Origin of the sequence: Ruegeria sp. ANG-R (genome assembly GCF_000813985.1) — a bacterium.
GTDB lineage: Bacteria > Pseudomonadota > Alphaproteobacteria > Rhodobacterales > Rhodobacteraceae > Ruegeria.
On record NZ_JWLJ01000003.1, the window covers coordinates 173330 to 199461 of the forward strand.

Below are 26132 nucleotides of genomic sequence, written 5' to 3' on the forward strand. Positions count from 1 at the left end.
GACCCATGTCAGAACCGAAAAAGCTGTTTATCAAGACCTATGGCTGTCAGATGAACGTCTATGACAGTGAACGCATGGCCGAAGCGCTGGGCGGGCAGGGGTATGTCGAGACCAAATCACCCGATGATGCGGATATGATCCTGCTCAATACTTGCCACATCCGTGAAAAGGCGGCCGAGAAAGTCTATTCCGAACTGGGCCGCTTCAAGGGGTTGAAAGCAGACAAACCCGATCTGAAGATTGGTGTCGCCGGCTGCGTAGCTCAGGCCGAAGGCGAAGAGATCATGCGCCGCCAGCCTCTGGTCGATCTGGTCGTTGGCCCGCAAAGCTATCACCGCCTGCCCGAGATGGAGGCGAAGACGCGTACTGGCGAAAAGGCGCTGGATACCGATTTCCCCGAAGAAGATAAGTTCGAGAAGCTCAAGAACCGCCCCAAGGCCAAGCGCGGGCCGACGGCATTCCTGACCGTGCAGGAGGGTTGTGACAAGTTCTGCGCTTTCTGTGTAGTTCCCTATACCCGTGGGGCTGAGGTCAGCCGCCCAGCTGGTCGTATTATTCGTGAAGCACAGGATCTGGTCGAACGCGGTGTGCGCGAGATCACGCTGCTAGGGCAGAACGTCAATGCCTATCACGGGGCCGGACCGAACGGGGACATGACTCTTGCCGGACTGATCTGGGAATTGAACAAGGTCGACGGGCTGGAGCGCATCCGCTTTACCACATCGCACCCCAACGACATGGACGATGCGCTGATCGAAGCGCATGGCACCTGCGAAAAGCTGATGCCTTATCTACATCTGCCGGTGCAGTCGGGGTCGGACAAAATCCTGAAACGGATGAACCGCAGCCATACCGCAGACAGCTATCTGCGTCTGATCGAGCGTATCCGCGAAGCGCGGCCCGATATTCTGATGTCCGGTGATTTCATCGTGGGCTTCCCGGAAGAGACTGAAGAAGATTTCCAGGCCACGCTGGATTTGGTGGAAGAGGTCAAATACGGCTACGCCTACTCGTTCAAATACTCCACGCGCCCCGGCACCCCTGCGGCAGAACGGCCACAGGTCGATGCTGACGTCGCCGATGAGCGTCTGCAAAGACTGCAGGCCATGATCACACGCCATCAGCGCGAGATTCAGGACTCGATGGTTGGCCAGACTGTCAACGTCCTGTTTGAAAAGCCAGGACGACAAGCAGGCCAGATGGTTGGAAAATCCGAGTATCTTCACGCAGTTCACGTCTCGGACCCGGGTTTGGCGAGCGGAGATTTACGTAAGGTAAGGGTTGTCACATCCGGCGCGAACTCGCTGGGTGGTGAACTGGTCTGACACGCCGTGCTCGGCCCGCCAGGGGGCCCTGCCGTGTAATTTAACCCTTGATTTATTGCTTGGAACTATGTTCGGAGGAAGGCCAGAATTTTCCGGGCGGATTCTTGGGTGTCGTCGTATGCGCTGACCCAAACTGATAGCCTACCTTGGCGGAGGGTACGAGTAGTGAGCTGGATGCGTTTTCCAAGACTGGAACTTTCCCGTATTTTGACGGCGACTGCCGTATTCATGTCCTGCGCTGCCCCGACATTGGCGGGGGATGTGATCGGTGACATCACCGAACCCGATGTGATTTCATCAGGGCGTCTCGCGCGGGATGTCAGCGCGTTTTATCTTGGGATAAGCGCCGGGCACGCCTCGGGCGGCTCCGACGAATTCGGCCTGCGCGTCGATGGTGGCCAGGTTTCTGGCGCAGGTGATGTCAAACCCAGCGGCAACTTTGCTGGGTTTCGTGGTGGGTGGCGCGGCACCCTGCCAGCCAGGGGGGGGCGTAATTATGTGTACGGCCTTGAACTCGGATATGATTTTGGCACGCTCGACGACAGCACAACGAACCAGATTGGAGGTGAGCAGGTCAGTGGCAGATCCGCGATTTCCGATGTATTGTCCATTCGGCTTCGGAATGGGCTGACCAATCGCAGTGGCAGCGTCCTCTATTTCGTTACTGTTGGGTATGTCCGCGGTGATATCACCACATCGACCTCGGTTACGGATGTCAGTGGCACAAGCCGGTTCGAGAGTGAGGACCGCCGGGGCGGGTTCTCGGCCAGCCTGGGCGCTGAACACCAATTGAACGACAATTGGTCGATCACAGGTGAGATTGAGTACCTGCAATTCGAATCAAAGACCGTTGAATTGGGCCCAACCTTCTCGACCAAATCGACGCCAAGCTATCGCGGGCTGCGGATTGGGCTGAACTATACGTTCTGATACGGGTGCCAGGCGTGATTTTCAGACAGCGGTTGCCGCGTTAATCGGCGCATTTGTCATGTGCTGTGCAAAAAATGAATCTGCTGCTTGCGTCCACCTCCGGAGTTTGTCTACGCTCAAGGTGAAACGCCAAGACAGGAGAACGGATTGGCCATCGGTGCCCTGACCCCACCGCAAGATGACATGCCCCAGCGTGAGGCGCTTGTTGAATTCCCTGACAACAGATTATTGATCGATTTATGCGGTGAATATGACCGCAACCTGACCGATATCGAACAGAAGCTCTCGGTGCAGATCGTTCGACGCGGCAATCAGCTTGTCGTGCTGGGTGACGAGGATTCGCAAAAGCAGGCGATCGAGGTTCTACAGGCCCTCTACACACGGCTCGAAGGCGGGCGTGATGTGGAAGCCGCAGATGTCGACCGCGAGTTGCGCATGGGCAATTCCGAAGCCGGAACTGGTACGCGCGATGGTGACCAGCTTGAGATGTTCAAGGGGGGCACGGTCGAGATCAAAACCCGCAAAAAACTGGTCGAGCCGCGCACGGATGCGCAAAAGGCTTATGTACAGTCGCTGTTCAACAACGAACTGGCCTTCGGTATCGGCCCGGCAGGGACTGGTAAGACCTATCTGGCCGTCGCAGTGGGTGTTTCGATGTTCATCGGCGGGCACGTCGACCGCATCATTCTCAGCCGCCCGGCGGTCGAGGCCGGGGAAAAGCTGGGCTATCTGCCAGGTGACATGAAGGACAAAGTCGACCCCTACATGCAGCCGCTCTATGATGCGCTGAATGACTTCCTGCCTGGCAAACAGTTGGCCAAACTGATCGAGGAAAAGCGGATCGAGATTGCTCCGCTCGCCTTCATGCGCGGACGCACTCTGGCGAATGCCTTTGTGGTTCTGGACGAGGCGCAGAATGCCACGACCATGCAGATGAAGATGTTCCTGACGCGTCTGGGCGAGGGCAGCCGGATGGTCATCACCGGCGACAGGTCGCAGGTCGATCTGCCGCGCGGTGTGCAGTCAGGACTGGCGGACGCCGAACGGTTGCTGAAAACGATTCCGAATATCAGCTTCAATTACTTCACCTCGAAGGATGTCGTGCGCCACCCGCTTGTCGCCGCCATCATCGAAGCGTATGAGGCCGACGCGGGCCGCGAGACCGGATAACGTCCAGGGGCTTGATTGTATCAGGGCCGGAACCACAGGTATGAATCTGGAAATCACCCTAGAGGATGAGCGCTGGGACGGGCTGGAACCACTCGCCACGCGCGCGATTGCCGCTGTGCTGGATCATTGCGGCCTAGATTTGGATCATTGCGAAATAAGCGTGCTTGGTTGCGACGACGCGCGGATCGCCGAGTTGAATGCGGAGTTTCGCGAAAAACCTGGCCCCACCAATGTTCTGAGCTGGCCTGCCGAAGATCTGGCCGCAGATAGAGCGGGCGACAAACCACTGCCACCACAACCAGACTTTACTGGCGAAATTGCGCTGGGTGATATTGCGATCTCTTATGATACATGCGTCCGCGAGGCCGCTGAAGCCGGGAAGGCCATGCACGATCACGTGACGCATTTGATCATTCACGGTACATTACATTTACTGGGCTACGATCACATTCGTGACCTCGACGCCACTTTGATGGAGCGGGTGGAGGTCGAGATACTTGGCAAACTGGGTATAGATGACCCATATAATGTATGACATGGGCACCTTTGCCCGATCATTTGGAACAGGATAATGGGCGAAACAGACGGCAGTTCTAGGGCGGCGCAAGGCGCGCATTCCGAGAACAGCAACAATGACAGCGACGAAAGAGGCGGGCTTTTTTCCCGAATTTTCGACGCATTTTCTTCTCAGAGCGATGAGACCAGCCATGTAAACGGGGCTGAAGTCACGAGCGCTCAGCCGAGGGGTATGATCAACCTGCGCAGAATGCGGGTCGAAGATGTAGCGATCCCGACAGCCGAGATCGTATCAGTCCCCTCGACGACTCCGAAAGACGAACTGGCGCAGATTTTCCGTGAAAGCGGATTGTCGCGAATCCCGGTTTACGATGGCACGCTCGATACACCGCTGGGATTTGTTCACCTCAAGGACTTTGCGCTGACACATGGCTTTAACGGTAATTCGGCCGAGTTCGATCTGACGTCGATGCTGCGGACTCTGCTGTTCGTGCCGCCGTCGATGCCGATCGGTGTATTGTTGACCAAGATGCAGACCGAGCGCCGGCATATGGCGCTGGTGATCGATGAATATGGCGGGGTCGATGGATTGCTGACCATCGAAGACCTGATCGAACAGGTCGTGGGGGAAATCGCCGACGAACATGATGCCGACGAAGATCAACTTTGGATACAGGAGAAACCCGGCTGCTATGTGGTTCAAGCCCGTGTGCCGCTTGAGGATTTCGAAGCTGAAATCGGTCGGTCTTTGACCAGCCACGAGGATGTGGATGAAGAAGAAATCGATACTTTGGGCGGTCTGGTCTTCATGCTTTCTGGGCGAGTACCAGCGCGTGGCGAAGTTGTGTGCCACCCCGAAGGGGCCGAGTTCGAAGTCATCGACGCCGACCCGCGCCGCATAAAACGGTTGCGGGTCATGTTGCCGGATATCGCTGCATGAACCCTGCCCATGGGTGGCCCTACTGGTTGCGGTTGCTGCTAGCGGCACTATTGGGTGTTGCGGCGGCGTGCGGGCTGGCACCGTTGGGGTACTGGCCGGCGACCTTGCTGGCTCTGGTTTTGCTGGTGCCGTTGTATCTGGCCTCGGAAACATCCCGTCGAGCGGCATTGTTGGGATGGGTGTTTGCCACGGGGTATTTCGCCCATGCCCTAAGCTGGATTGTCGAGCCGTTTCTGGTCGACGCGGACCGCCATGCCTGGATGGCGCCCTTTGCGTTGATCTTCCTGTCAGGCGGATTGGGTTTGTTCTGGGCGCTCGCCTTCGGAGCGGCAAGACGGATCGGCGGGTCCGTAACGGGGCAGGGGATGTTGCTGGCCATGACTCTGTCTCTGGCTGAATTTGGACGAGGTTATCTGCTTACCGGTTTTCCCTGGGCGGGCATCGCGCAGATTTGGGTGGATACGCCTTTCGCTCAGCTGCTTTCGGTCGTCGGGCCCTATGGTCTGGGGGCGTTGACGCTGCTTGCGACCTTGCCCCTGGGTGCGGCTTTGTTCAGCGGTCGGGCGCTTCGAGGTTTGGTTATTCCGCTGGGAATTGCAGCAGGGTGTGCCGTTTTGGCACTGGTCTATGCTGCGACCCGTCCGCCTGTCGAATACACCGGCCAGATCGTGCGTCTGATTCAGCCGAATGCCCCTCAGCATCAGAAATGGGACCCTGAGTACGCACCGTTGTTCTTTGCCCGTCAGCTCGAATTTACGGTGGCCGAGCCCCGACCGGACCTTATCGTCTGGCCCGAAACTTCCGTCCCGGCATGGCTGGGAAGCGCGCAGCCCTACCTTTCGGCGATTGTCGACGCGGCTCAGGGCACGCCTGTTTTTCTTGGTATCCAGCGTGCCGAGGGTCAGCAGATTTACAACTCGATGATCTATCTGAATGCGGAAGGTCAGCAGGAAGGGTTATACGACAAACATCATCTGGCGCCATTTGGTGAATATGTGCCGTTTGGCGAAATGATGGCCCGCTTTGGCATCTACGGGATGGCGGCAACGACCGGCAACGGGTTCAGTGCCGGACCGGGTGCCGCGCTGATCGATACGGGGGCGCTGGGCAAAGCCCTGCCGCTGATCTGTTATGAGGCCGTATTCACGCAGGATGTCCTGGCCGCGCCGGATCGACCGGACTTTTTGTTGCAAATCACCAATGACGCTTGGTTCGGGACACGATCGGGTCCGTATCAGCATCTGGCCCAGGCACAGATGCGTGCAGTCGAACAGGGGCTGCCAATGCTGCGCTCTGCCAACACCGGCGTTTCGGCGATGATTGACCCTTTGGGGCGGATCACCGAGGCGCTGCCACTGGGGCAGGCCGGGTTTATCGATGCCGATTTGCCGCGACCTCACTCTCCTACAGTATATTCCCGGATCGGGGACAAACCGCTGTTTTTCGTTCTATTGGCGCTTTTCCTGCTGCTATGGCGCCGCGCCCGGACGAGGCGGGTCTAATTACCGATTGACCCTGCTAATTTGTGGGCGTATTCGGTCGGATGCCCGTCACAACGGCTTCCTGGCGTGATGGGGAAATCTTAATGGAGCACTTTCATGTCCCGACAGAATTACACTTTTACTTCGGAGTCTGTTTCCGAAGGGCACCCGGATAAGGTCTGTGACCGCATTTCCGACGCGGTGCTTGACGCTTTCCTGCGCGAAGAACCCGAAGCCCGCGTGGCTTGCGAAACCTTTGCTACGACTGACCGCGTGGTGATCGGTGGCGAAGTGGGGCTGTCGGATCAGGACAAACTGCACGACTATATGGCGCATATCGACGATATCGCGCGGGCCTGTATCAAGGATATCGGCTACGAGCAGGACAAGTTTCACCATGAAACGGTTGAAGTGACCAACCTGCTTCATGAGCAATCGGCTCATATCGCGCAAGGCGTGGATGCCGCCGGCGACAAAGATGAGGGCGCGGGCGATCAGGGCATCATGTTCGGTTATGCCACGACCGAAACGCCTGCGCTTATGCCCGCTCCGATCCAGTACTCTCATGCGATCCTTCGCCGTTTGGCCGAGGTCCGTAAAAATGGTACCGAACCAGCGCTCGGCCCGGACGCGAAGTCGCAGCTTTCGGTCGTCTATCGTGACGGCAAGCCCGTTGGCGTCAGTTCAATCGTGTTGTCGACGCAGCATCTTGATGAAGCGCTGACCTCGGATGATATCCGCCAGATTGTCGAGCCATACATTCGTGAGACCCTGCCCGAAGGGTGGTTGACCAACGAAACTGAATGGCACGTGAACCCAACCGGCAAGTTCGTCATTGGCGGGCCGGACGGCGATGCGGGTCTGACCGGTCGCAAGATCATCGTGGATACGTACGGAGGGGCTGCGCCTCATGGCGGTGGCGCGTTTTCGGGCAAAGACCCCACCAAAGTGGACCGCTCGGCGGCTTATGCGGCACGCTATCTGGCCAAAAACGTTGTGGCTGCTGGCATGGCGGAACGGTGTACCATTCAGCTGAGCTATGCGATCGGCGTGTCCAAGCCGTTGTCTATCTACGCCGATACCCATGGCACCGGCAACGTTGCGGATGCGCAGATCGAAAAGGCGATTGATCAGGCCATGGACCTGACGCCGCGCGGCATTCGACAGCATCTGGAACTGAACAAACCGATCTATCAACGCACCGCCGCATATGGTCATTTCGGGCGCGAGCCCGATGCGGATGGCGGATTTAGCTGGGAGCGCACCGATCTGGCTGATGCCTTGAAAAAGGCGGTTTGATCAAAGACCAAAAAAAGCGCGCCGGTTTCGGCGCGTTTTTTGCATGGGGGCGACCTCTTGCAACAGCCACGGCCCCGCAGTATGGGCTGCGCCATGAGTACTCAGACCCCAAAACGCCCTCGCAGGAACTTTTATGGCCGCTTCAAGGGCAAAACCCTGAAGCCCAGCCAAAAGACGTATCTGTCGGAAGATCTGGCCGCCCTGTCCCCTGGCGCGGTGGATTGGGAAACCAATCCCAAGCGCGAACCCCTTGATCTGAACGCGCTGTTCGGGGGCAAGCCGGTCTGGCTGGAGGTCGGGTTCGGCGGGGGTGAGCATCTGGTACATCAGGCGCAGCAAAACCCGAATATCGGCATTATCGGGGCCGAGCCTTACATCAACGGCGTTGCCATGCTTTTGGGTAAAATCCGTCGCGCGCGGGTCGAGAACCTTGCGGTGCACCCCGGAGACGCTCGTGATCTGTTCGATGTTCTGCCCGAGGCCAGTATTTCGCATGCGTTCCTGCTCTACCCCGACCCATGGCCCAAGACCCGTCATCACCGCCGCAGGTTTGTCACCCCCGAACATCTTGAACCGCTGGCGCGCACGTTGAAGCCGGGATCGATCTTTCGTGTTGCTACGGATATCCCCGATTATGTGCGCCAGACGCTGGAAGAAGTTCCGCGCGCGGGTTTCGAGTGGCTGGCCGAACGCCCAGCCGATTGGCGTGAACCGTGGGATGACTGGATTTCCACCCGATACGAACAGAAAGCCCTGCGTGAGGGTCGTACGCCACATTACCTGACCTTCCGCCGCAAAGGCTGATTGCCGCTGGACCAACCGGCCCCAATTCGCTAATCGGCCTGAGTACTGATAGCGAAAACAGGAGCCCCCATGTCCGGACACGGCACGCCCATCCCGATGACCTCGCATCCTTGCGGCCCGCTGACCGGCACGGCAGAGGTGCCCGGGGACAAGTCGATCTCGCACCGGTCGCTTATATTGGGTGCAATGGCCGTGGGCGAGACCAGGATTTCGGGTCTCCTTGAGGGTGAGGATGTGTTGGACACCGCCAAGGCCATGCGTGCCTTGGGGGCCGAGGTCACGGATCACGGTGGCGGAGAATGGTCGGTGTACGGGGTGGGCGTCGGCGGCTTCGCTGAGCCCGATCAGGTGATTGATTGCGGTAACTCGGGCACCGGCGTGCGCCTGATCATGGGAGCGATGGCAACCTCTCCGATCACGGCGACCTTCACGGGCGATGCCAGCCTGAACAAACGCCCGATGGCACGGGTCACTGACCCGTTGGCGTTGTTTGGCACACAGTCTGTAGGTCGCGCGGGCGGGCGCCTGCCGATGACAATCGTCGGGGCGGCTGATCCGGTTCCGGTTCGATATGAGGTCCCGGTGCCCTCGGCGCAGGTCAAATCGGCCGTGCTTTTGGCGGGTCTGAACGCACCGGGTAAGACGGTGGTGATCGAGAAAGAAGCCACCCGCGACCATTCTGAGCGGATGCTGGCCGGATTTGGCGCGGAAATCACTGTTGAAGATACCGAAGAAGGTCGCGTGATCACCTTGGCTGGACGTCCTGAACTGAAACCACAGGTCATTGCCGTTCCGCGCGATCCTTCCAGCGCGGCCTTCCCGGTTTGCGCCGCGCTGATCACGCCGGGATCGGATGTTCTGGTGCCGGGTATCGGACTGAACCCCACGCGTGCGGGCCTGTTTACAACGCTGCGCGAGATGGGTGCAGACCTGACCTATGAAAACGAACGCGAAGAGGGTGGCGAGCCCGTTGCCGACCTGCGCGCCCGCTACTCGCCCGACATGAAGGGCATCGATGTTCCGCAAGAACGCGCGGCTTCGATGATCGATGAGTATCCGGTGCTGTCCGTTGTTGCGGCCAATGCCAAGGGTACGACCATGATGGGCGGTGTCAAGGAACTGCGCGTCAAAGAAAGCGACCGGATCGACGCCATGGCCCGTGGCTTGCGCGCCAATGGCGTGGCTGTGGACGAAGGCGATGATTGGTGGTCTGTCGAGGGTCTTGGCATCGGCGGCGTACCCGGGGGTGGGACTTGTCAGAGCTTCCTGGATCACCGCATTGCCATGTCCTTCATGATCATGGGGATGGGGGCAAAAACGCCCGTCTCGGTGGATGATGGCGGACCGATCGCGACGTCGTTCCCGATCTTCGAGCCATTGATGGCGGCGCTTGGCGCAAGGGTCGAGCGTACATGAGGTTCACGGTGGCCATCGACGGTCCTGCCGCTGCTGGCAAGGGCACCATCTCGAAAGCGGTGGCCGCGCATTTCGGGTTTGCGCATCTGGATACGGGGCTGCTTTACCGTGCTGTCGGGCGTCGTATGCTGCAAGGGGAGGAGCCCGTCGCAGCGGCGCAGACCCTGACCGCGGAAGAGTTGGAGCACGGCGAACTGCGCACAGCTGAGATCGCGCAGGCGGCCTCGAAGGTGGCTGCCATTCCCGACGTTCGTAGTGCGCTGGTTGATTTTCAGCGTGCATTTGCCCGACGTGCCGGAGGTGCCGTTCTGGACGGGCGCGACATCGGAACCGTGATTTGCCCGAACGCTGAGGTCAAACTGTTCGTCACAGCAAGCCCCGAGGTACGGGCTGAACGGCGATATCTTGAGCTTGCGGCCAAGGACGCGGACATTTCACGCGAGCAGGTATTGGCGGACGTCAAGGAACGAGATGCCCGTGACGCCGAACGCAGCACCGCGCCGATGAAACCCGCCGAGGACGCCGCTCAGCTGGACACCTCAGATTTGAGTATCGAAGCGGCGCTGGCGCGGGCGCTTGAAATCATCGAGCGGACTCTGCCCGCGGTATAGGTATGCCGCGAGCAGACCACGTGCTTACAGATCGCCGACTGCGATGCTTTTGATATTGGCCCACTGATCGTCTGCTGTTTCCGCTGTACCGGTGACATCTTTCAGAAACTCACCACGTGTTGTGGCGTTCAGGAACAGATACAGCTTACCGTCAGCTAAAAGGTATTGATCCGGGTCACCGTCGAACTTCTTGCCAACCGAAACACCGAACGAGCAATAGCCGCCGTGCTGAGGCAGATAAGCCGCCGGATTGGCCTCGAACGCCTCAAGGTTTTCGGCGCTGGTGAAGTAATAGGACGCGCCATCAAACGTGGCTGAGTGATTGGCGAAGCCTTCAACGGGGTTTCCACTGGTAACCAATTCCACAAGATCCACGCCATGTACCGCCAGCGGTGCGCCTGCGGCCGAGATACCTTTGGAGACATTGATCTCATCGGCCGCAAATGCCGGAGCAGACAGGGCCATGGTTATTGTAAGGGCGGTGAGCGTAAGGGACTTCATTTGTTTTTCCTTTCCATCTGGTGCGGGCCGGTGTGATTGCCGACCGGTAGGATGAAGTTAGGAAAGGCTGTGCGGACGTGTAATTCCCGATAATTCGTAAAACATTGCAGATCGTTCGGGATGGCGTATGAACTGCGAATAGTGTTCACATAGCTTTGTTTGGTCAGCCAGTGCGGGGTCCCTTAAGGTTCGAGTGTATCTGCAGGAGTGGCCCCATGATCCGACTGGCTTTGTTTCTGATTTTTGCGGCTGGCAGCCTTGCCGCTCAGGACGCCGAATCTCAATCTCCGGATGCTGAGCCCTCGATGACCTATGAACGTCTGGGTAAAATCCTGTTTGCGCTTGATCCCGAGGCGCAACCGCATGGACATGGTTTCGAACTGACAATCTCGGATAGGCGCGTATTTGTTGTGACGGATACCAATGCGGATCGGATGCGGGTCATGGTGCCGATCCGCAGCGCGGCTGATCTTACTCAGGACGATCTGCGGCGGATGATGCAGGCCAATTTCGACAGTGCTCTGGATGCGCGATATGCGATTGCAAATGGTACGCTATGGGCGGCATTCCTTCATCCGCTTTCACCGCTGGAAAGGGATCAGTTGATCTCGGGGCTGGCGCAAACCGTTAATATCGCGAGAACCTATGGCACACTCTATTCCAGCGGAGGGGCGCAGTTTGGCGGCGGCGACAGTGGTGATCTGCAGCAGCAGTTAGTTGAAGAGCTATTGAAGAAAGGCGAAGAAATCTGATTTTTCCGCGCTCCTGACCAACGAACATCTTGCCATCCAGTAAATGTTATATGATATCGTAACGAACGCTGAAGAGATGGAGCTCTTATGTGTCTGCACGTTGTGATGTGAAACGAGGCGCTGTCCCTGCCGCAGAAGGCAAACCGGGCAAAGGTGCTACAGGTAGGAACCTGCGGACCAACCTCAAACGTCGTAAGCGGCGCGGCTCACCAATGCAGGCGTATGATGCGCTGCCGCAAGGCCTCAGGCACTGGCTGGCCTCGGCCTGTTTGCCGTGGAGCCCGGCCTCGGCGCTTAAAATCTGGGACCAGGCGGGGGGGGCGGCAAATCCCGCGGCGGCTATCCTTCGACTTGAGGCGGTCGAGCGTTCGATGTTGCGGCAGGATGCGGTGATCTGGGCGGCACCGGGTAAGCAATCAGGCGCTGATCCTGTCGCATAAGCCAGTATTTATGGGCTTTGCCCTTGCACGAGCTTTGAAATCCGCATATACGCGCGCTGTCTGAACAAGGGCGGTCAACGTCCGGATGACGTATCTGAGCAGGGCCGGGTCACCTCGGCCCTTTGTGTTTGTTTGCTCAGGCGCGTTCCGGATCACGCCCGATGACACCATGAAACAAGACCGGCGGAGACAACCGCTCGGCCAGCAAAAACGTATGTAAAGGAAAACGACGCCACATGGCTAATACATCCATGGAGGAATTCGAAGCCCTCCTGAACGAAAGCTTCGAAATGGACACACCCGAAGAGGGTTCTGTTGTCAAAGGCAAGGTACTGGCGATCGAAGCCGGCCAGGCCATCATCGACGTTGGCTACAAAATGGAAGGCCGCGTTGATCTGAAAGAATTCGCAAGCCCCGGCGAAGCCCCTGAAATCGCTGTAGGCGACGAGGTCGAAGTATACCTGCGCGCCGCAGAAAACGCCCGTGGCGAAGCTGTCATCTCGCGCGAGATGGCCCGCCGTGAAGAGGCATGGGACCGTCTGGAAAAAGCATATGCCGACGACCAGCGCGTCGAAGGTGCAATCTTTGGCCGCGTCAAAGGTGGCTTCACCGTCGATCTGGGTGGCGCAGTTGCGTTCCTGCCCGGCTCGCAGGTTGACGTCCGCCCTGTGCGCGACGCTGGCCCGCTGATGGGTCTGAAGCAGCCGTTCCAGATTCTGAAAATGGACCGCCGCCGTGGCAACATCGTTGTTTCGCGCCGCGCAATCCTGGAAGAATCGCGTGCCGAACAGCGTGCCGAAGTTATCGGCAACCTGTCCGAAGGTCAGACCGTCGAAGGTGTTGTCAAGAACATCACCGAATACGGTGCATTTGTTGACCTGGGCGGCGTTGACGGCCTGCTGCACGTCACCGACATGGCATGGCGTCGTGTGAACCACCCGTCCGAGATCCTGACGATCGGCGAAACCATCAAGGTTCAGGTCATCAAGATCAACAAAGAGACCCACCGCATCAGCCTGGGCATGAAGCAGCTGCAGGAAGATCCGTGGGATCTGGTTGCTGCGAAGTACCCGCTGGGCTCTGTCCATCAGGGTCGCGTCACCAACATCACCGACTACGGTGCGTTCGTCGAGCTGGAAGCCGGTGTCGAAGGTCTGGTGCACGTGTCCGAGATGTCCTGGACCAAGAAAAACGTCCACCCCGGCAAGATCGTATCGACCAGCCAGGAAGTCGACGTCATGGTTCTGGAAATCGACGGCGCCAAGCGTCGCGTATCTCTGGGCCTGAAGCAGACTCAGCGCAACCCATGGGAAGTGTTTGCAGAAACACACCCCGAGGGCACCGAGGTCGAAGGCGAAGTCAAGAACATCACCGAATTCGGTCTGTTCATTGGCCTCGAAGGCGACATCGACGGCATGGTCCACCTCAGCGACCTCAGCTGGGACGAGCGTGGCGAGGATGCGATCCAGAACTACCGCAAAGGCGACATGGTTTCGGCCGTTGTCTCGGAAGTTGACGTTGAGAAAGAGCGTATCTCGCTGTCGATCAAAGCCCTGGGCGGTGACAAGTTTGCCGAAGCCGTGGGCGGCGTGAAGCGTGGCTCGATCGTGACCGTCGAAGTGACCGCAATCGAAGATGGCGGCATCGAGGTCGAGTACGAAGGCATGAAGTCGTTCATCCGTCGTTCGGACCTGAGCCGTGACCGTGCTGAGCAGCGCCCCGAGCGTTTCTCGGTCGGCGACAAGGTCGACGTTCGCGTCACTAACGTGGACAGCAAGACCCGCCGTCTGGGTCTGTCGATCAAGGCACGCGAAATCGCCGAAGAGAAAGAAGCTGTGGAACAGTACGGTTCTTCCGACTCGGGCGCATCGCTGGGCGATATCCTGGGCGCAGCGCTGAAATCCGGCGACTGATCTCAGGCTACAGTCTGAAAAGATTTTCGGCCCCGCGCATGTGCGCGGGGCCGTTTTTGTTGCGAATCAATATGTTCCAATTATCCGGGTTATTCCCGGTCTTGTTCGCTCAATAGGTGTGGAAAACAGGGTTGTGCGCTAAAATTCGCGTCAGAATGTGGCAAAATAAAGCCAAACCGTGCAGAGTATGCGTTCCCCCGTTCCGGGTTTTTTCCTATACTGTCAAAACAGTAGACCAGACACACCGGCCGCCTGGGAGGGTATTGCGCATGATCCGTTCAGAACTGATTCAAAAAATCGCCGACGAGAACCCGCATCTTTATCAGCGCGACGTTGAACGGATCGTAAATACTGTCTTCGAGGAAGTGACCGATGCCATGTCGCGGGGCGACCGTGTTGAGTTGCGCGGCTTCGGTGCGTTCTCAGTCAAGAAACGCGATGCGCGTGTCGGGCGGAACCCACGCACCGGGGAAACCGTGCAGGTCGAGGAAAAATGTGTACCGTTTTTCAAGACCGGCAAGTTGCTAAGGGATCGTTTGAACGGTAAAGCCTAGCCTCATGATGCGCTACATTCGTTATGCCTTTCTCGCTGCCCTGGGGATCATATTGGTCTCGGTCTCGCTGGCCAATCGTCAGATGGTTGAACTGAAACTCATGCCGGATGCTCTGGCAGAGTTACTGGGCTTCAATTTTTCCGCATCGCTACCTTTGTTTCTGGTGGTGCTCGGTGGCGTGGTTGCCGGACTGATTATCGGTTTCCTGTGGGAGTGGCTGCGCGAGCACAAGCATCGCCGGGACGCGACCGTAAAGCAGGGCGAGGTGCGCAAGCTTGAGCGCGAAGTCAAGAGGCTCAAGAAAAAGCAGAACGAAGGGCAAGACGACGTTCTTGCGCTGCTGGATGAGGCAAGCTGAGGCCGATCCATGCCCGGAGAAATCAGTGTAAAAATCTGCGGCCTGACCGCCCCTGATCATGTGCGCGCAGCGGCAGAAGCAGGGGCCCGCTATCTTGGCTTCAATTTTTTTGCCAAGTCGCCGCGTTATGTTTCCCCGGAACAAGCGTCAATGTTGACGCGATCGGTCCCTGTAGGGGTGGCGAAGGTGGCATTGGTCGTGAATGCGTCCGATGATGTGCTGGATAAAATCACCGAAACAGCGCCTTTTGACATGCTGCAGCTGCACGGTAGCGAAAGTGTCGAACGCGTGTCGGAAATCAAGGCGCGGTATGGATTGCCGGTGATCAAGGTTGTCGGCGTAGCCGATGCCGAGGATCTGGCGGCCATCGACCTCTACAGCGATATCGCAGATCAGATATTGATTGATGCCAAGCCGCCCAAAAATGCGACCCTTCCTGGCGGCAATGGGCTGGTGTTCGACTGGCGGTTGCTGGCCGGACGTAAATACTGGCGCAAGCCGTGGATGCTGGCTGGTGGTCTGAATCCGGAGAATGTTGCGGAGGCGATCCGCACGACCGGGGCGCGGCAAGTGGACGTGGCCTCAGGTGTTGAAAGTGCACCGGGGGTCAAGGATGAGGCGTTGATCCGGGCCTTTATTGACGCGACCCGGTGATCTGAACACGTGTCGGCCACGTATCTCCGGTAGGGGGTGCAGCAATGTTGGCGGCGATTGGCGGAGTTTCATTGAAACGATGGTACTACGGGCCGGAACTCTTCTGGCACGCGCGTCAGGCATTGCTGCAGGCGCGTGGCGATCCGTTGTGTATGTTGGCGGATGTTTTTCCGCATCGGGGTCTCTATTTTTCGCTCAGTGTTTGGCAAGACGTTGAGGCGATGCTGACCTTTGCCCATTCCGGCCCGCATCGCCGGGTTGCGGATGCGGCCTCGAGGCTGGCCGAGGTCAATGAATTTCACCATTTTCCCTGCATTGCCGTACCCAGCCGGGATCAGGCTTTGAGGGTCTGGGCGCAGCGCGTTCGGGAAAGGGAATGATACGTTTTGCGATGGCAAATCCTGTCGCTACCTCCTATGAACAAGCGGTACGACGAGGGAGACACCCATGGCCAACGATCTATTCAATTCCTTCATGTCCGGCCCGGATGAGCAGGGCCGTTTCGGCATCTTCGGCGGACGGTTCGTCAGCGAGACGCTGATGCCGCTGATTCTGTCTCTGGAAGAGGAATACAACAAGGCCAAGGATGATCCGACCTTCTGGGCCGAGATGGACGATCTGTGGGCCAACTACGTGGGCCGCCCCTCGCCTCTGTATTTCGCTGAGCGGCTGACCGAACATCTGGGTGGTGCAAAAATCTATCTCAAGCGGGATGAGTTGAACCATACCGGCGCGCACAAGATCAACAACGTGCTGGGCCAGATCATTCTGGCGCGTCGCATGGGCAAGACCCGGATCATCGCCGAGACCGGGGCAGGGCAGCACGGCGTGGCCACCGCCACCGTCTGCGCCAAGTTCGGCCTGAAATGTATCGTCTACATGGGCGCGCATGACGTGCAGCGCCAGGCCCCGAACGTGTTCCGGATGCGTCTGCTGGGGGCTGAAGTGATCCCCGTGACTTCGGGACGCGGCACATTGAAAGATGCGATGAACGATGCGCTGCGCGACTGGGTGACCAATGTGCGCGACACGTTCTACTGTATCGGCACGGTGGCTGGCCCGCATCCCTATCCGGCCATGGTCCGCGATTTTCAGTCGATCATCGGCAAAGAAGCCAAAGAGCAGATGATGAAGGCCGAGGGCCGCTTGCCCGATACCATTATCGCTGCCATTGGCGGTGGGTCGAATGCGATGGGTCTGTTCTATCCTTTCCTCGACGATAAAGACGTCAATATCATCGGCGTTGAGGCTGGCGGTAAGGGCGTGAATGAGAAGATGGAGCACTGTGCCTCTCTGACCGGTGGTCGCCCGGGCGTGCTGCATGGTAACCGGACCTATCTGCTGCAGGATGACGACGGGCAAATTCTGGAAGGTTATTCGATTTCGGCCGGTCTGGACTATCCGGGTATCGGCCCCGAACATTCCTGGCTGAATGATATCGGCCGCGCCAACTATGTCTCGATCACCGACAAAGAAGCGTTGGAAGCGTTCCAGTTGTGCTGCGCCACCGAAGGCATCATCCCCGCGCTGGAGCCCTGTCACGCGCTGGCGCACGTGATGAAGATTGCGCCCGATCTTCCCGGGGATCATCTGATCTGCATGAATATGTGTGGACGCGGAGACAAGGACGTTCAGACTGTCGCGCGGTATCTGAACTTCGATATGTCTGATACCGAAGGTCGAGCAGCCGACTGATCATGCCAAACGCGCCTGGCGCCGTTGAGGAACCGCGCCAGTTTGCACCGCAGGCTGCAATTGGCGGGCCCGGGATGAGAACTGCGCGCGGAACATGGCTTTTCGACCGGCTATTCCTCGCGCATACACCCGGAGGATATCGGGTCCTTGCGATCTAGCTTCGGTCTTCGGCGCGTTGGGCCCTCAGAATGTGCAGAGGGATAATGTCCAGTGCCCTCTGGTGCGTGGCTTCAAGGTGAACCAGGGGCGCACAGCCCTCGTCGTAAGCCTGCAGAAAGCGTGATGCACATAAGCACCAGCTGTCCCCGGGCTTGAGACCCGGGAAGTCGAATTCGGGACGGGCGGTGCTGAGGTCATTGCCGACATATTTTGAATATGCCAGAAACTCAGCCGTCATCACGGCGCAGACTGTATGACTGCCCTGGTCTTCGGGGCATGTATTACATGCCCCGTCTCTGAAGAACCCGGTCAGCGGGTCGCGTGAGCAAGGTGCGAGTACGCCCCCCAATACATTGATGCTGTCTTGCTTTTGCATGACAATATCTTACAGGCTTTGCGCGATCTTGCGGAACATTTCTACATTTTGCGCGCTGACACCGGGATCGCGGAATTTCCGGTCGGCGCCTGTGGTAACAAGCAGAACACCGCGCGGCTGGTCGAAATAAATATACTGGCCGTAGACGCCTCGTGCCATGAACTCGCCTTCGTGCGCACCAACCGGAATCCACCATTGATACCCATAGCCAACCTTGCCCGGTTCGGTCGGCGCGCTGGGCCAGGTCGATGCGCTGATCCAATCGGCGGGCACGATCTGTTGCCCATCGCGCGTGCCGTTCTGCAGGATCATTTGCCCGAACCGCGCGAAGTCCCGCGTCGTGAAGTTGAGTCCACCCAGCACAAAAGCCACGCCCGCGCCGTCGGTGATATAGTATCCATCCCGCTCCAGCCCCAACGGTTGGATTACCTTTTCGGTCAGCAGATCGGCAACGCTGCGCCCTGTTGCGCCCCGGATAACCATTCCGATGACGTGCGTGTCGATCGACACATATTGCCATGTTTCGCCGGGTTCCGTGAAGCTGTCCTGCAACGAGGCCGCGAAGTCATCCAGTTCACCCCCCAACGCCACGACACGGCCCATTCTGTTGATATCAGAGTTGTAATCCAGATAATCCTCGTCAAACGTCACGCCACTGGCCATGTTCAGCACATTGCGTATCGTTGCGGTTTCGTAGGCGCTGCCGGTCAGTTCAGGCGCGTATCGCACAACCGGGTCATCCAGCGATCCAATCGCACCCTCATTCAGCAAAATGCCGAACAGCGCGGATAAATAACTTTTTGCGACGGACCACGAAATCCGCCGGTCATCGGATGTGGTGCCCAGATAGTATTCCTCGAACCGAATCTCTCCGTCTTGCATCACCAACAATGAGGTTACCGCGCGTTCATCGATCCACTGGTCCAATCCTTCGGGCAGATCGAATCCGCGTCCATAGGGCAGTTCCCATGTCCGGCCGTTGCCACGCGGCAGATTGACCGTCAGAAACGCTTCGTCCATATGCGAAAAGTTGTGCACGATTTTCTCTTCGGAAAACAACGAGTTCACCGCCATCAGACGCTGAATTTCCTCGCGTTTCCAAATGCCGACAACCACCGCTGCCAGCGCCAGAGCCAGTACAATGCGCAGCAACCATTTGAGCACGGTTCTCATGCGACACCTCCCTTTTACCCCTGATATTGGACTTCGGCCCAACGCATTGCGCAACCACTACGTTGCGGAATGCTTACTTGAATTTGTCCAGCAGCTTCTGCATCGTCGAGCGTTCGTCCGGTTCAGGTACGGCTTCGACGGTGGTTTTAGGATGCGTGTCAGTTTTGGCCGGTTCTTTAGATGACCGGGGCGGAGCGGTGTGCAACGCAACGGCATTCATGAACTTCCCGCTCTCGCCGTCAGCAAGATGATGCGCGCCGTCCGAAATTCCACGCAGGACGTTGTCCAACCAGTCGGCATCCGCCTTTGCGAAATCACTCAGAACATAGGGCGAGACCATCTCTTTCCGGCCAGGATGCCCGATACCCAGCCGAACGCGATCATAGGCCGGGCTTATATGCTCGTGGATCGACCGCAACCCGTTGTGGCCCGCGTGGCCACCGCCCGCCTTCACGCGCACTTTTCCGGGGGCCAGGTCCAGTTCGTCGTGGAATACGGTCACGTCGGTTGAGTCGAGCTTGTAGAACCGCATCGCCTCTCCCACCGATTGACCCGACCGATTCATGAAGGTCTGGGGTTTCAGCAGAAGCACCTTTTGACCACCCAGACGACCCTCGGAAATTTCGGCCTGAAACTTAGACTTCCATGGGCCAAATCCGTGATCCTCGGCAACCCGCTCTAGCGCCATAAAGCCGATATTGTGCCGGTTGCGAGCGTATTTTGATCCTGGATTCCCCAAACCGACAAACAGTTTCATCGCTTTGTCCCCTGCAGTCTCGCGTCGTTATCTAATTGCATGGTTTGCCGATTGATTTCCAGCCCCGTGCGGCCAAAAGAAAACGGGGCCCCAAGAAGGAACCCCGCTTCAAATCCGGAGATGATCCAGACTTATTCTTCTTCCTGGCCGATGACTTCAACTTCATCTGCGGCCACTTCGTCCTCTTCACCCTCTTCATCGTCGCTGGACGACAGACCGGTGGGTGCCGAGACGTTGGCGATCACGAAATCACGGTCGATGGTCGGCTTGGTGCCGGCAGGCAGGTCAACCGCCGAGATGGTGACAACGTCGTTGATTTCCAGACCGGTCAGATCAACAGTGATCTTCTCGGGAATATCGCCGGCGGTGCACATCAGCTCGACTTCGGGGCGAACAACCGTCAGAACGCCGCCTTTTTTGATGCCGGGGGCTGCTTCTTCGTTGACGAACTCAACGGGGATGAACAGCGCGATCTTTGTGGTCCGACGCAGGCGCATCAGGTCCAGGTGGGTCGGCAGGTCTTTGACGACGTCACGCTGAACGTCGCGACAGATGACGCGAACGTCTTCCTGGCCTTCAACCTTAAGATTCCACAGGGTCGACTTGAACCGGCCCGCTTTCAGGCGCTTGAACAGTTCGTTGAACGGAATCTGGATCGGCAGCGGATCTTTGTCGCCACCAAATACGATCCCCGGAACCATGCCATCGCGGCGTGCTTGACGAGCGGCGCCCTTGCCTGTCCCCGTCCGTTCCAGAGCTACGAGATCAGGAATCTCTCCAGCCATGATAATTCTCCAATGTTAGGGCGGGCATCCTCCAAGGCTGTATGCCCGCGTGAAGCCGCGTCCTTAGCTCGATTCACCCGGTTTGGAAAGGGCTTTTTGCGGTTCAGAGTTTTTTGCGAGGCTCTGCCTCGCGCTCCGGGATATTTGGGGCCAGATGAAGAATGGGTCTCCTGCTTCATCTGGCCCCAAATATCCCGGGGGAGGCGCCCAACGGGCGGCGGGGGCAGAGCCCCCAATCGGGTGGTGCCTTATCATTCCTGCCAGCGGCCACCGAAGTCTTCAGGGATCAGTAGATTATGGCGACCAAGGTTGTTTACATTTTGCTCTCCACACAACGCCATGGTTGTGTCGAGTTCCTTCTGGATTACCTCCAGCGCTGCGGTCACACCCTTCTGACCCATGGCACCCAGGCCGTAGACAAAGGCGCGGCCAATGTAAGTTCCCTTGGCGCCAAGCGCCAGAGCTTTCAGAACATCCTGACCGGAGCGGATACCGCTGTCCAGATGCACCTCGACATCGCTACCAACTGCATCCATGATCTCGGGTAGTACGCGGATTGAACTGAGCGCGCCATCCAGTTGTCGGCCACCGTGGTTTGAAACAACGATCGCGTCTGCACCCAGTTTGGCGGCCATTTTGGCGTCTTCGGCGTCGAGAATCCCTTTCAGGATCACTTTGCCGCCCCATTGTTCCATCAGCTTTTCGACTTTCTTCCAGTCAAGGCTGGGGTCGAACTGTTCAGCAGTCCATGTTCCGAGCGAGGAAGTGTCGGTGATGGTATCGACATGGCCGACGATGTTGCCAAACTCGCGCCTTTTGGCGCCAAGCATTTCGATGCCCCACGCCCATTTCGTCATCAGGTTTGCGACGGTTTTGGCGGTGAGCTTGGGCGGAGCCGACAACCCGTTTTTCAGATCCTTGTGTCGCTGTCCGAGAATCTGCAGGTCGAGCGTAATCACCAGGGCCGAGCACTTCGCGTCCTTGGCGCGCTGGATCAGACGTCGGATGTAGTCCTCGTCCTTCATGGTATAAAGCTGAAACCAGAACGGTGCGTCGGTGTATTCGGCGACATCTTCGATCGAATTGATCGACATGGTCGACAAGGTGAACGGCACTCCGAATTCTTCTGCAGCTTTTGCGGCTTTCATCTCACCATCTGCGTGCTGCATGCCGGTGAGGCCAACCGGCGCCAACGCGACAGGCATTGACACATTCTGCCCGATCATCTGCGACGCAGTCGAGCGCCCGGTCATATCTACGGCAACCCGCTGGCGCAGGCGGATGTCTTCGAAATCTGACGTGTTCTCGCGGAACGTTTGTTCCGTCCAACTGCCGCTTTCCGCATAGTCGAAAAACATGCGGGGAACGCGGCGTTCATAGATCCGTTTGAGGTCTTCGATGTTGGTAATGACTGGCATAGATCAGGCTTTCGAAGGATTGGTTAAGTTTCTTTACCAATTTTCTCAACGCTGCGCAACGCCTGCGTGCTGCGGTGGGTTGCCGCGTCGCCATGATCAAAAAAAACCGCAGCAAAAGGGACGCTTGCTGCGGTGTGTTTGCATCTGAAAAATGTAGAAACCGTCAGGCGGAGTGTGCGCCGTCCGCCAGAGACTTTACAAAGTCGAGCACCTCGGGCACCGGTTTTCCTGCGCCGATCTGGCTCACAATCGCGGAGCCGACGACGGCGCCGTCTGAAACGCTGGCGATATTGCGTGACTTTTCGGGCGTATTGATCCCGAACCCGACAATCACGGGCAGGTCTGTTGCGGCCTTGATCCGCGCGACCTCGGGGCCGACATCGGTTGCCTGCGCTTCGGCGACGCCGGTGATGCCTGTAATCGACACATAGTAGACAAAGCCCGATGTATTTTGCAGGACGCGGGGCAGGCGGTTGTCATCGGTGGTCGGAGTGGCCAGCCGGATGAAGTTCAATCCGGCGGCTTGCGCAGGAAGGCAGAGCTCTTCGTCCTCTTCCGGCGGCAGGTCAACGACGATCAGCCCGTCTATTCCGGCGGCTTTGGCGTCGGTCAGAAAGTTCTCGACGCCCCGGCTATAGATGGGATTGTAGTATCCCATGAGCACAATTGGTGTGGTGTCATCCGTTTCGCGGAAAGCGCGTGCCAGATCCAGTGTGCGCTGCAACGTCATACCGCCATCCAACGCCCTTTGACCGGCGGCCTGGATCGTGGGGCCATCCGCCATCGGGTCGGTAAAGGGCAAGCCCAGTTCGATCACGTCAACGCCTGCGCCGGGCAAACCCTTTACGACCTCGAGCGAGGTGTCATAGTCGGGGTCTCCGGCCATGACATAAGCTACAAATGCCTTTTTGCCCTGTTCCTTCAGGGCGGCGAATTTGGCGTCGATACGGGTCATCGGAAATCCTTGCACTCGGGTTTGGACCTGATGTGCAGAAACTTTCGCTGAAAATCAATCCCGCTTGGTCGGCGCGCGCTCAGAACGCGTAGTGATACCGTAGGAGGAGCGCATTCACCCCGGGGTTATCTTCCTGCGTGCTGGCGTTGGACTTGTGTGTGACCGCAATGGACAGCTTGTTTCCGCTTTCCAGCGTATATCCCAGCCCCAGCAGGCTGCGAATCTGAAAACTGCCACCCAGATCATTCCGCTCGTTGGCTTCGTGATAGTAACCCGGCATGACGCTGCCTTCGACGAACCAGCGGTCGGCAAACGTATAAAGCCCGATCAGACCCGCGCCGATATGCGTGTCGCCGTCTGTGTCAACGGACAAGGCCGCGCCCCATGTGGCGCTAAATCGGGTGGCTTCGTAAAACGAGCGATGCTGATACTCGAGCGAAACAATCGCCTGATCTTCAGCTTCACTATTGGAATAATCTGCATAACCCGCGCCGAAAACAAGGGATTGGGCCTGTGCAGTTGTCGCGGCCATCAATGCGAAGGCCAGAAAAACAAGGGATTTCATCGTACCTACTTTGTCCGTCGTTCTTTGGTGTCGGTTTTATTGCAGAATGTAGATGCAAGTTTTCAATGGGCGCAAGAACACAATGTGATGCCATTTTCGTGATGTGGCAGAATGGACTCGCGCATGTGTTCATGCGCTACGCCTTGCGCATTGCGCCGGACCTGCCTAGAAGCGGCGCTCGAATGGTATCAGGAGGCCGTCATGGGCTTTAAAATGGGAATCGTGGGTCTGCCGAACGTCGGCAAGTCGACCCTCTTCAATGCGCTGACCAAAACCGCGGCAGCTCAGGCGGCGAATTTCCCGTTTTGCACCATCGAACCCAATGTGGGCGATGTTGCGGTACCGGATGATCGTCTGGACAAACTGGCGGCGATTGCGAGCTCGAAACAGATTATTCCAACGCGGATGACCTTCGTGGACATCGCCGGGCTGGTCAAAGGCGCCTCGAAAGGTGAGGGGCTTGGAAACCAGTTTCTGGCAAATATCCGGGAAACCGACGCGATCGCCCATGTCCTGCGCTGTTTCGAAGATGGCGATGTGACCCACGTGGATGGCCGCGTTGATCCGGTGGCTGACGCAGAGACCATCGAGACCGAGTTGATGCTGGCCGATCTGGAAAGCATCGAGAAGCGCCGTGCAAATCTGGTGCGCAAGCTCAAAGGCAACGATAAAGAGGCACAGCAGCAGGATCGATTGCTGTCTGTCGCACAGGAAATGCTAGAGAGCGGCAAGCCCGCGCGTCTGGTCGAGGTCTCGGATGAAGATGCGAAGGCATGGAAAATGCTGCAGCTGCTGACGACTAAACCGGTGCTCTATGTCTGTAACGTGTCCGAGGAAGAGGCCGCCGAGGGGAATGAATACTCGGCCCGCGTGGCCGAGATGGCTGCGGCCCAAGGCAATGCCCATGTCATCATCAGCGCGAAGATCGAGGAAGAGATCAGCCTGCTAGAAGACGATGAGGCACAGATGTTCCTTGAGGAAATGGGCTTGGAAGAACCCGGTCTCGACCGTCTGATCCGCGCCGGTTACGACCTGCTGAAACTGGAAACCTATTTCACCGTCGGCCCGAAAGAGGCCCGCGCCTGGACCATTCGCACCGGAACCGCCGCACCTCAAGCTGCTGGTGTGATCCATGGGGACTTCGAGAAAGGCTTCATCCGCGCCGAGACCATCGCTTATGACGACTACATCGCTGCAAACGGTGAGCAGGGGGCGAAAGAGGCAGGCAAAATGCGAGCCGAAGGAAAAGGCTACATCGTCAAGGACGGCGACGTGATGCACTTTTTGTTTAATACCTAGCCATTGACGCCTGCGGCATGGTTCTTCGCGGGCCGGAGGCAATGACTGCTTTGAGCCCATTTCGACAAATGCTGCGAACAATACCAATGTCTGCTTTCCCAAAACATTGCCAAAAACATGTCAAAATCAAACCAAGTTTTGCCAAGGGTATGTTGCATAAGAAACTTCAAGGATATTGGCTGAGTGGCCTTGCACGGCTAAAAGGGCCGTTTTGACTTGAATTTCTGGTAAGCGATTGTTGTCTGCTGCGCAAGCAATTCTGCCATGGGTGTGCTCAACACCAATGTCGATGTTGAGACGAGTTCTCAAGCAGAAAATCATGAGGATGCGGAAAGAACCCTTTTCTAGCGAGTCCACAAGCTGAAGCACTCTGCGCTAGGGTAGTGCGCGACTATGCCGTTCGCTTTTTCCAACGATTTACTCCCAAAACCCCCACTAGACCAGACAAGAGGAGCAGTCCACCAGCCGGAAGGGGGACGGGTGCCACAGTTGTTACTGATAAGTTCCCAGAAGAAATAGCAGATGTAGTAAGAAATTCATTACCATCTCGAAAAACCAAGCCGCTACTAAATCCTTGGTTTATCGCGCTCAAAGCTAGAGGCAGATTAAGAGTGCTTAGGTCTGCCCGGTCAGAAATAAAGTTTGCTCCATCGAAAGTCACTGAAAGTAAACCTGATGTCGCAACACTACCAGAAAACAAAGGGTCGGTGGGATCGAACCGCGCTATAAAGGATATAGTGTTAGCGCTCAACACCATGCGACTGTCCAAGTTTGGTGTTTCGTTAAGAGAAACAGAACTTCCATTCAATGAAAAGTTGATGTTCGGGTTGCTACTTGGCGTGACTTCGTAAGTAGCGAAAGTGCCATCGTCAGATATCGGGACGGCGCTATCATCGATTGAAAACGAAAGAGACCAGTCTGCAGGTAAACCAACGGCTGGTACCTGCACGAGTGGACCACCGCTTAAAGTTCCGGACGCAGAAAAATTTATTGTCGCAGCATTTGCGCCGAACCCTAGTAATGCAGCACAGATTGCACCAGCCAGAATTTTCATGATATACCGACCTACCTTTAACATAACAACGCTTATGATCGTACACAGGACATTAAGTTTGAGTCAATCTTTTTAGGATGGCTTAACAGCTTCGAAGCGCGGAAGGTTGGACGTTTGTGCGGTGGAGTGAGTCCTCGTTACCGGATGCTGCATAGACCTTCTTCACAGCCCGGAGTGTGCCAATAACTTAACCGGTTCTGGTACCGGCGAAAACCACCGTATTTGACGGGCT

28 protein-coding genes and 1 riboswitch are annotated in these 26132 nt (G+C 57.4%); of the genes, 19 read left to right on the forward strand and 9 right to left on the reverse strand.

The genetic code is table 11. The annotated features are described in order from the left end of the window. Positions 1–5: 5 nt before the first annotated feature. From miaB to RA27_RS11240, 10 genes are all read left to right on the forward strand, one after another. A complete protein-coding gene (gene miaB / locus RA27_RS11195) occupies positions 6–1325 on the forward strand; it encodes a tRNA (N6-isopentenyl adenosine(37)-C2)-methylthiotransferase MiaB (protein WP_039538629.1) in 1320 nt (439 codons plus the stop codon). Between the two features lie 174 nt (positions 1326–1499). Next, positions 1500–2255, forward strand: coding sequence for an outer membrane beta-barrel protein (locus tag RA27_RS11200; RefSeq protein ID WP_241484061.1), 756 nt, complete (start codon positions 1500–1502; stop codon positions 2253–2255). 147 nt (positions 2256–2402) lie between these two features. Continuing rightward, positions 2403–3425: a PhoH family protein gene (locus RA27_RS11205; protein WP_039538636.1), complete on the forward strand. Its 1023-nt coding sequence runs from the start codon at positions 2403–2405 to the stop codon at positions 3423–3425. Positions 3426–3465: 40 nt separating this feature from the next. Further along, a complete protein-coding gene (gene ybeY / locus RA27_RS11210; RefSeq protein ID WP_039538638.1) occupies positions 3466–3960 on the forward strand; it encodes an rRNA maturation RNase YbeY in 495 nt (164 codons plus the stop codon). 36 nt (positions 3961–3996) lie between these two features. Continuing rightward, entirely contained in the window at positions 3997–4881 is an 885-nt protein-coding gene (locus RA27_RS11215) for a hemolysin family protein (protein ID WP_039538641.1), read from the forward strand. Then, positions 4878–6383: an apolipoprotein N-acyltransferase gene (gene lnt, locus RA27_RS11220; RefSeq protein ID WP_039538644.1), complete on the forward strand. Its 1506-nt coding sequence runs from the start codon at positions 4878–4880 to the stop codon at positions 6381–6383. Before RA27_RS11215 ends, lnt begins: the two co-directional genes overlap by 4 nt. Positions 6384–6425: 42 nt before the next feature. After that, positions 6426–6474, forward strand: a riboswitch (SAM-SAH riboswitch). Positions 6475–6479: 5 nt separating this feature from the next. Beyond that, the gene (gene metK, locus RA27_RS11225; protein WP_039538647.1) at positions 6480–7661 is read left to right on the forward strand and encodes a methionine adenosyltransferase; all 1182 of its coding nucleotides are present in this window, start codon (positions 6480–6482) and stop codon (positions 7659–7661) included. Between the two features lie 93 nt (positions 7662–7754). Beyond that, entirely contained in the window at positions 7755–8465 is a 711-nt protein-coding gene (locus RA27_RS11230) for a tRNA (guanine(46)-N(7))-methyltransferase TrmB (protein ID WP_039538650.1), read from the forward strand. 69 nt (positions 8466–8534) lie between these two features. Then, positions 8535–9881, forward strand: a complete 1347-nt coding sequence (gene aroA, locus RA27_RS11235; protein WP_039538653.1) for a 3-phosphoshikimate 1-carboxyvinyltransferase — start codon at positions 8535–8537, stop codon at positions 9879–9881. Then, positions 9878–10492 (forward strand): d(CMP) kinase, encoded by a 615-nt coding sequence (locus RA27_RS11240; protein WP_039538656.1) that lies wholly within the window; start codon positions 9878–9880, stop codon positions 10490–10492. Before aroA ends, RA27_RS11240 begins: the two co-directional genes overlap by 4 nt. Before the next feature lie 24 nt (positions 10493–10516). Here RA27_RS11240 and RA27_RS11245 read toward each other — a convergent pair whose 3' ends face one another. Then, positions 10517–10993: a YHS domain-containing (seleno)protein gene (locus RA27_RS11245; protein ID WP_039538659.1), complete on the reverse strand. Its 477-nt coding sequence runs from the start codon at positions 10991–10993 to the stop codon at positions 10517–10519. A 215-nt stretch (positions 10994–11208) separates the two neighbouring features. On the opposite strand from RA27_RS11245, the gene RA27_RS11250 reads away from it, so the two are divergent. From RA27_RS11250 to trpB, 8 genes are all read left to right on the forward strand, one after another. Continuing rightward, positions 11209–11745, forward strand: a complete 537-nt coding sequence (locus tag RA27_RS11250) for a hypothetical protein (RefSeq protein WP_039538662.1) — start codon at positions 11209–11211, stop codon at positions 11743–11745. Positions 11746–11834: 89 nt separating this feature from the next. Beyond that, positions 11835–12185 carry a DUF6525 family protein gene (locus RA27_RS24705; protein ID WP_241484057.1) on the forward strand — a complete coding sequence of 117 codons (351 nt, stop codon included), beginning with the start codon at positions 11835–11837 and terminating at the stop codon, positions 12183–12185. 236 nt (positions 12186–12421) lie between these two features. Further along, a complete protein-coding gene (gene rpsA / locus RA27_RS11260; RefSeq protein WP_039538668.1) occupies positions 12422–14098 on the forward strand; it encodes a 30S ribosomal protein S1 in 1677 nt (558 codons plus the stop codon). A 269-nt stretch (positions 14099–14367) separates the two neighbouring features. Continuing rightward, positions 14368–14652: an integration host factor subunit beta gene (gene ihfB, locus RA27_RS11265; RefSeq protein ID WP_008758048.1), complete on the forward strand. Its 285-nt coding sequence runs from the start codon at positions 14368–14370 to the stop codon at positions 14650–14652. Positions 14653–14659: 7 nt separating this feature from the next. Next, the gene (locus RA27_RS11270; protein ID WP_039539054.1) at positions 14660–15010 is read left to right on the forward strand and encodes a LapA family protein; all 351 of its coding nucleotides are present in this window, start codon (positions 14660–14662) and stop codon (positions 15008–15010) included. Between the two features lie 9 nt (positions 15011–15019). Then, positions 15020–15664: a phosphoribosylanthranilate isomerase gene (locus RA27_RS11275; protein ID WP_039538671.1), complete on the forward strand. Its 645-nt coding sequence runs from the start codon at positions 15020–15022 to the stop codon at positions 15662–15664. A 44-nt stretch (positions 15665–15708) separates the two neighbouring features. Continuing rightward, a complete protein-coding gene (locus tag RA27_RS11280; protein ID WP_039538674.1) occupies positions 15709–16044 on the forward strand; it encodes a hypothetical protein in 336 nt (111 codons plus the stop codon). 67 nt (positions 16045–16111) lie between these two features. Then, positions 16112–17359 (forward strand): tryptophan synthase subunit beta, encoded by a 1248-nt coding sequence (gene trpB / locus RA27_RS11285; protein ID WP_039538677.1) that lies wholly within the window; start codon positions 16112–16114, stop codon positions 17357–17359. Between the two features lie 154 nt (positions 17360–17513). Here trpB and RA27_RS11290 read toward each other — a convergent pair whose 3' ends face one another. From RA27_RS11290 to RA27_RS11320, 7 genes are all read right to left on the reverse strand, one after another. Further along, a complete protein-coding gene (locus tag RA27_RS11290) occupies positions 17514–17894 on the reverse strand; it encodes a DUF2237 domain-containing protein (protein ID WP_039538679.1) in 381 nt (126 codons plus the stop codon). 9 nt (positions 17895–17903) lie between these two features. Then, positions 17904–19067 (reverse strand): serine hydrolase, encoded by a 1164-nt coding sequence (locus RA27_RS11295; protein WP_039538682.1) that lies wholly within the window; start codon positions 19065–19067, stop codon positions 17904–17906. Positions 19068–19140: 73 nt separating this feature from the next. Next, positions 19141–19824: an aminoacyl-tRNA hydrolase gene (gene pth, locus RA27_RS11300; protein WP_039538685.1), complete on the reverse strand. Its 684-nt coding sequence runs from the start codon at positions 19822–19824 to the stop codon at positions 19141–19143. A 131-nt stretch (positions 19825–19955) separates the two neighbouring features. After that, positions 19956–20609 carry a 50S ribosomal protein L25/general stress protein Ctc gene (locus tag RA27_RS11305; protein WP_039538688.1) on the reverse strand — a complete coding sequence of 218 codons (654 nt, stop codon included), beginning with the start codon at positions 20607–20609 and terminating at the stop codon, positions 19956–19958. Between the two features lie 251 nt (positions 20610–20860). Beyond that, on the reverse strand, positions 20861–22027 hold the full coding sequence (locus tag RA27_RS11310) for an alpha-hydroxy acid oxidase (RefSeq protein WP_039538691.1): 1167 nt from the start codon (positions 22025–22027) through the stop codon (positions 20861–20863). Positions 22028–22190: 163 nt separating this feature from the next. Further along, positions 22191–22982, reverse strand: a complete 792-nt coding sequence (gene trpA, locus RA27_RS11315; RefSeq protein WP_039538695.1) for a tryptophan synthase subunit alpha — start codon at positions 22980–22982, stop codon at positions 22191–22193. Between the two features lie 79 nt (positions 22983–23061). Next, entirely contained in the window at positions 23062–23547 is a 486-nt protein-coding gene (locus RA27_RS11320; protein ID WP_039538697.1) for an acyloxyacyl hydrolase, read from the reverse strand. A gap of 201 nt (positions 23548–23748) precedes the next feature. On the opposite strand from RA27_RS11320, the gene ychF reads away from it, so the two are divergent. Then, positions 23749–24846: a redox-regulated ATPase YchF gene (gene ychF, locus RA27_RS11325; RefSeq protein ID WP_039538699.1), complete on the forward strand. Its 1098-nt coding sequence runs from the start codon at positions 23749–23751 to the stop codon at positions 24844–24846. Positions 24847–25237: 391 nt separating this feature from the next. On the opposite strand, the gene RA27_RS24075 is transcribed toward ychF, so the two are convergent. After that, complete coding sequence (locus RA27_RS24075; protein WP_152610699.1) at positions 25238–25900, reverse strand: hypothetical protein; 663 nt, start codon at positions 25898–25900, stop codon at positions 25238–25240. Positions 25901–26132: the final 232 nt, after the last annotated feature.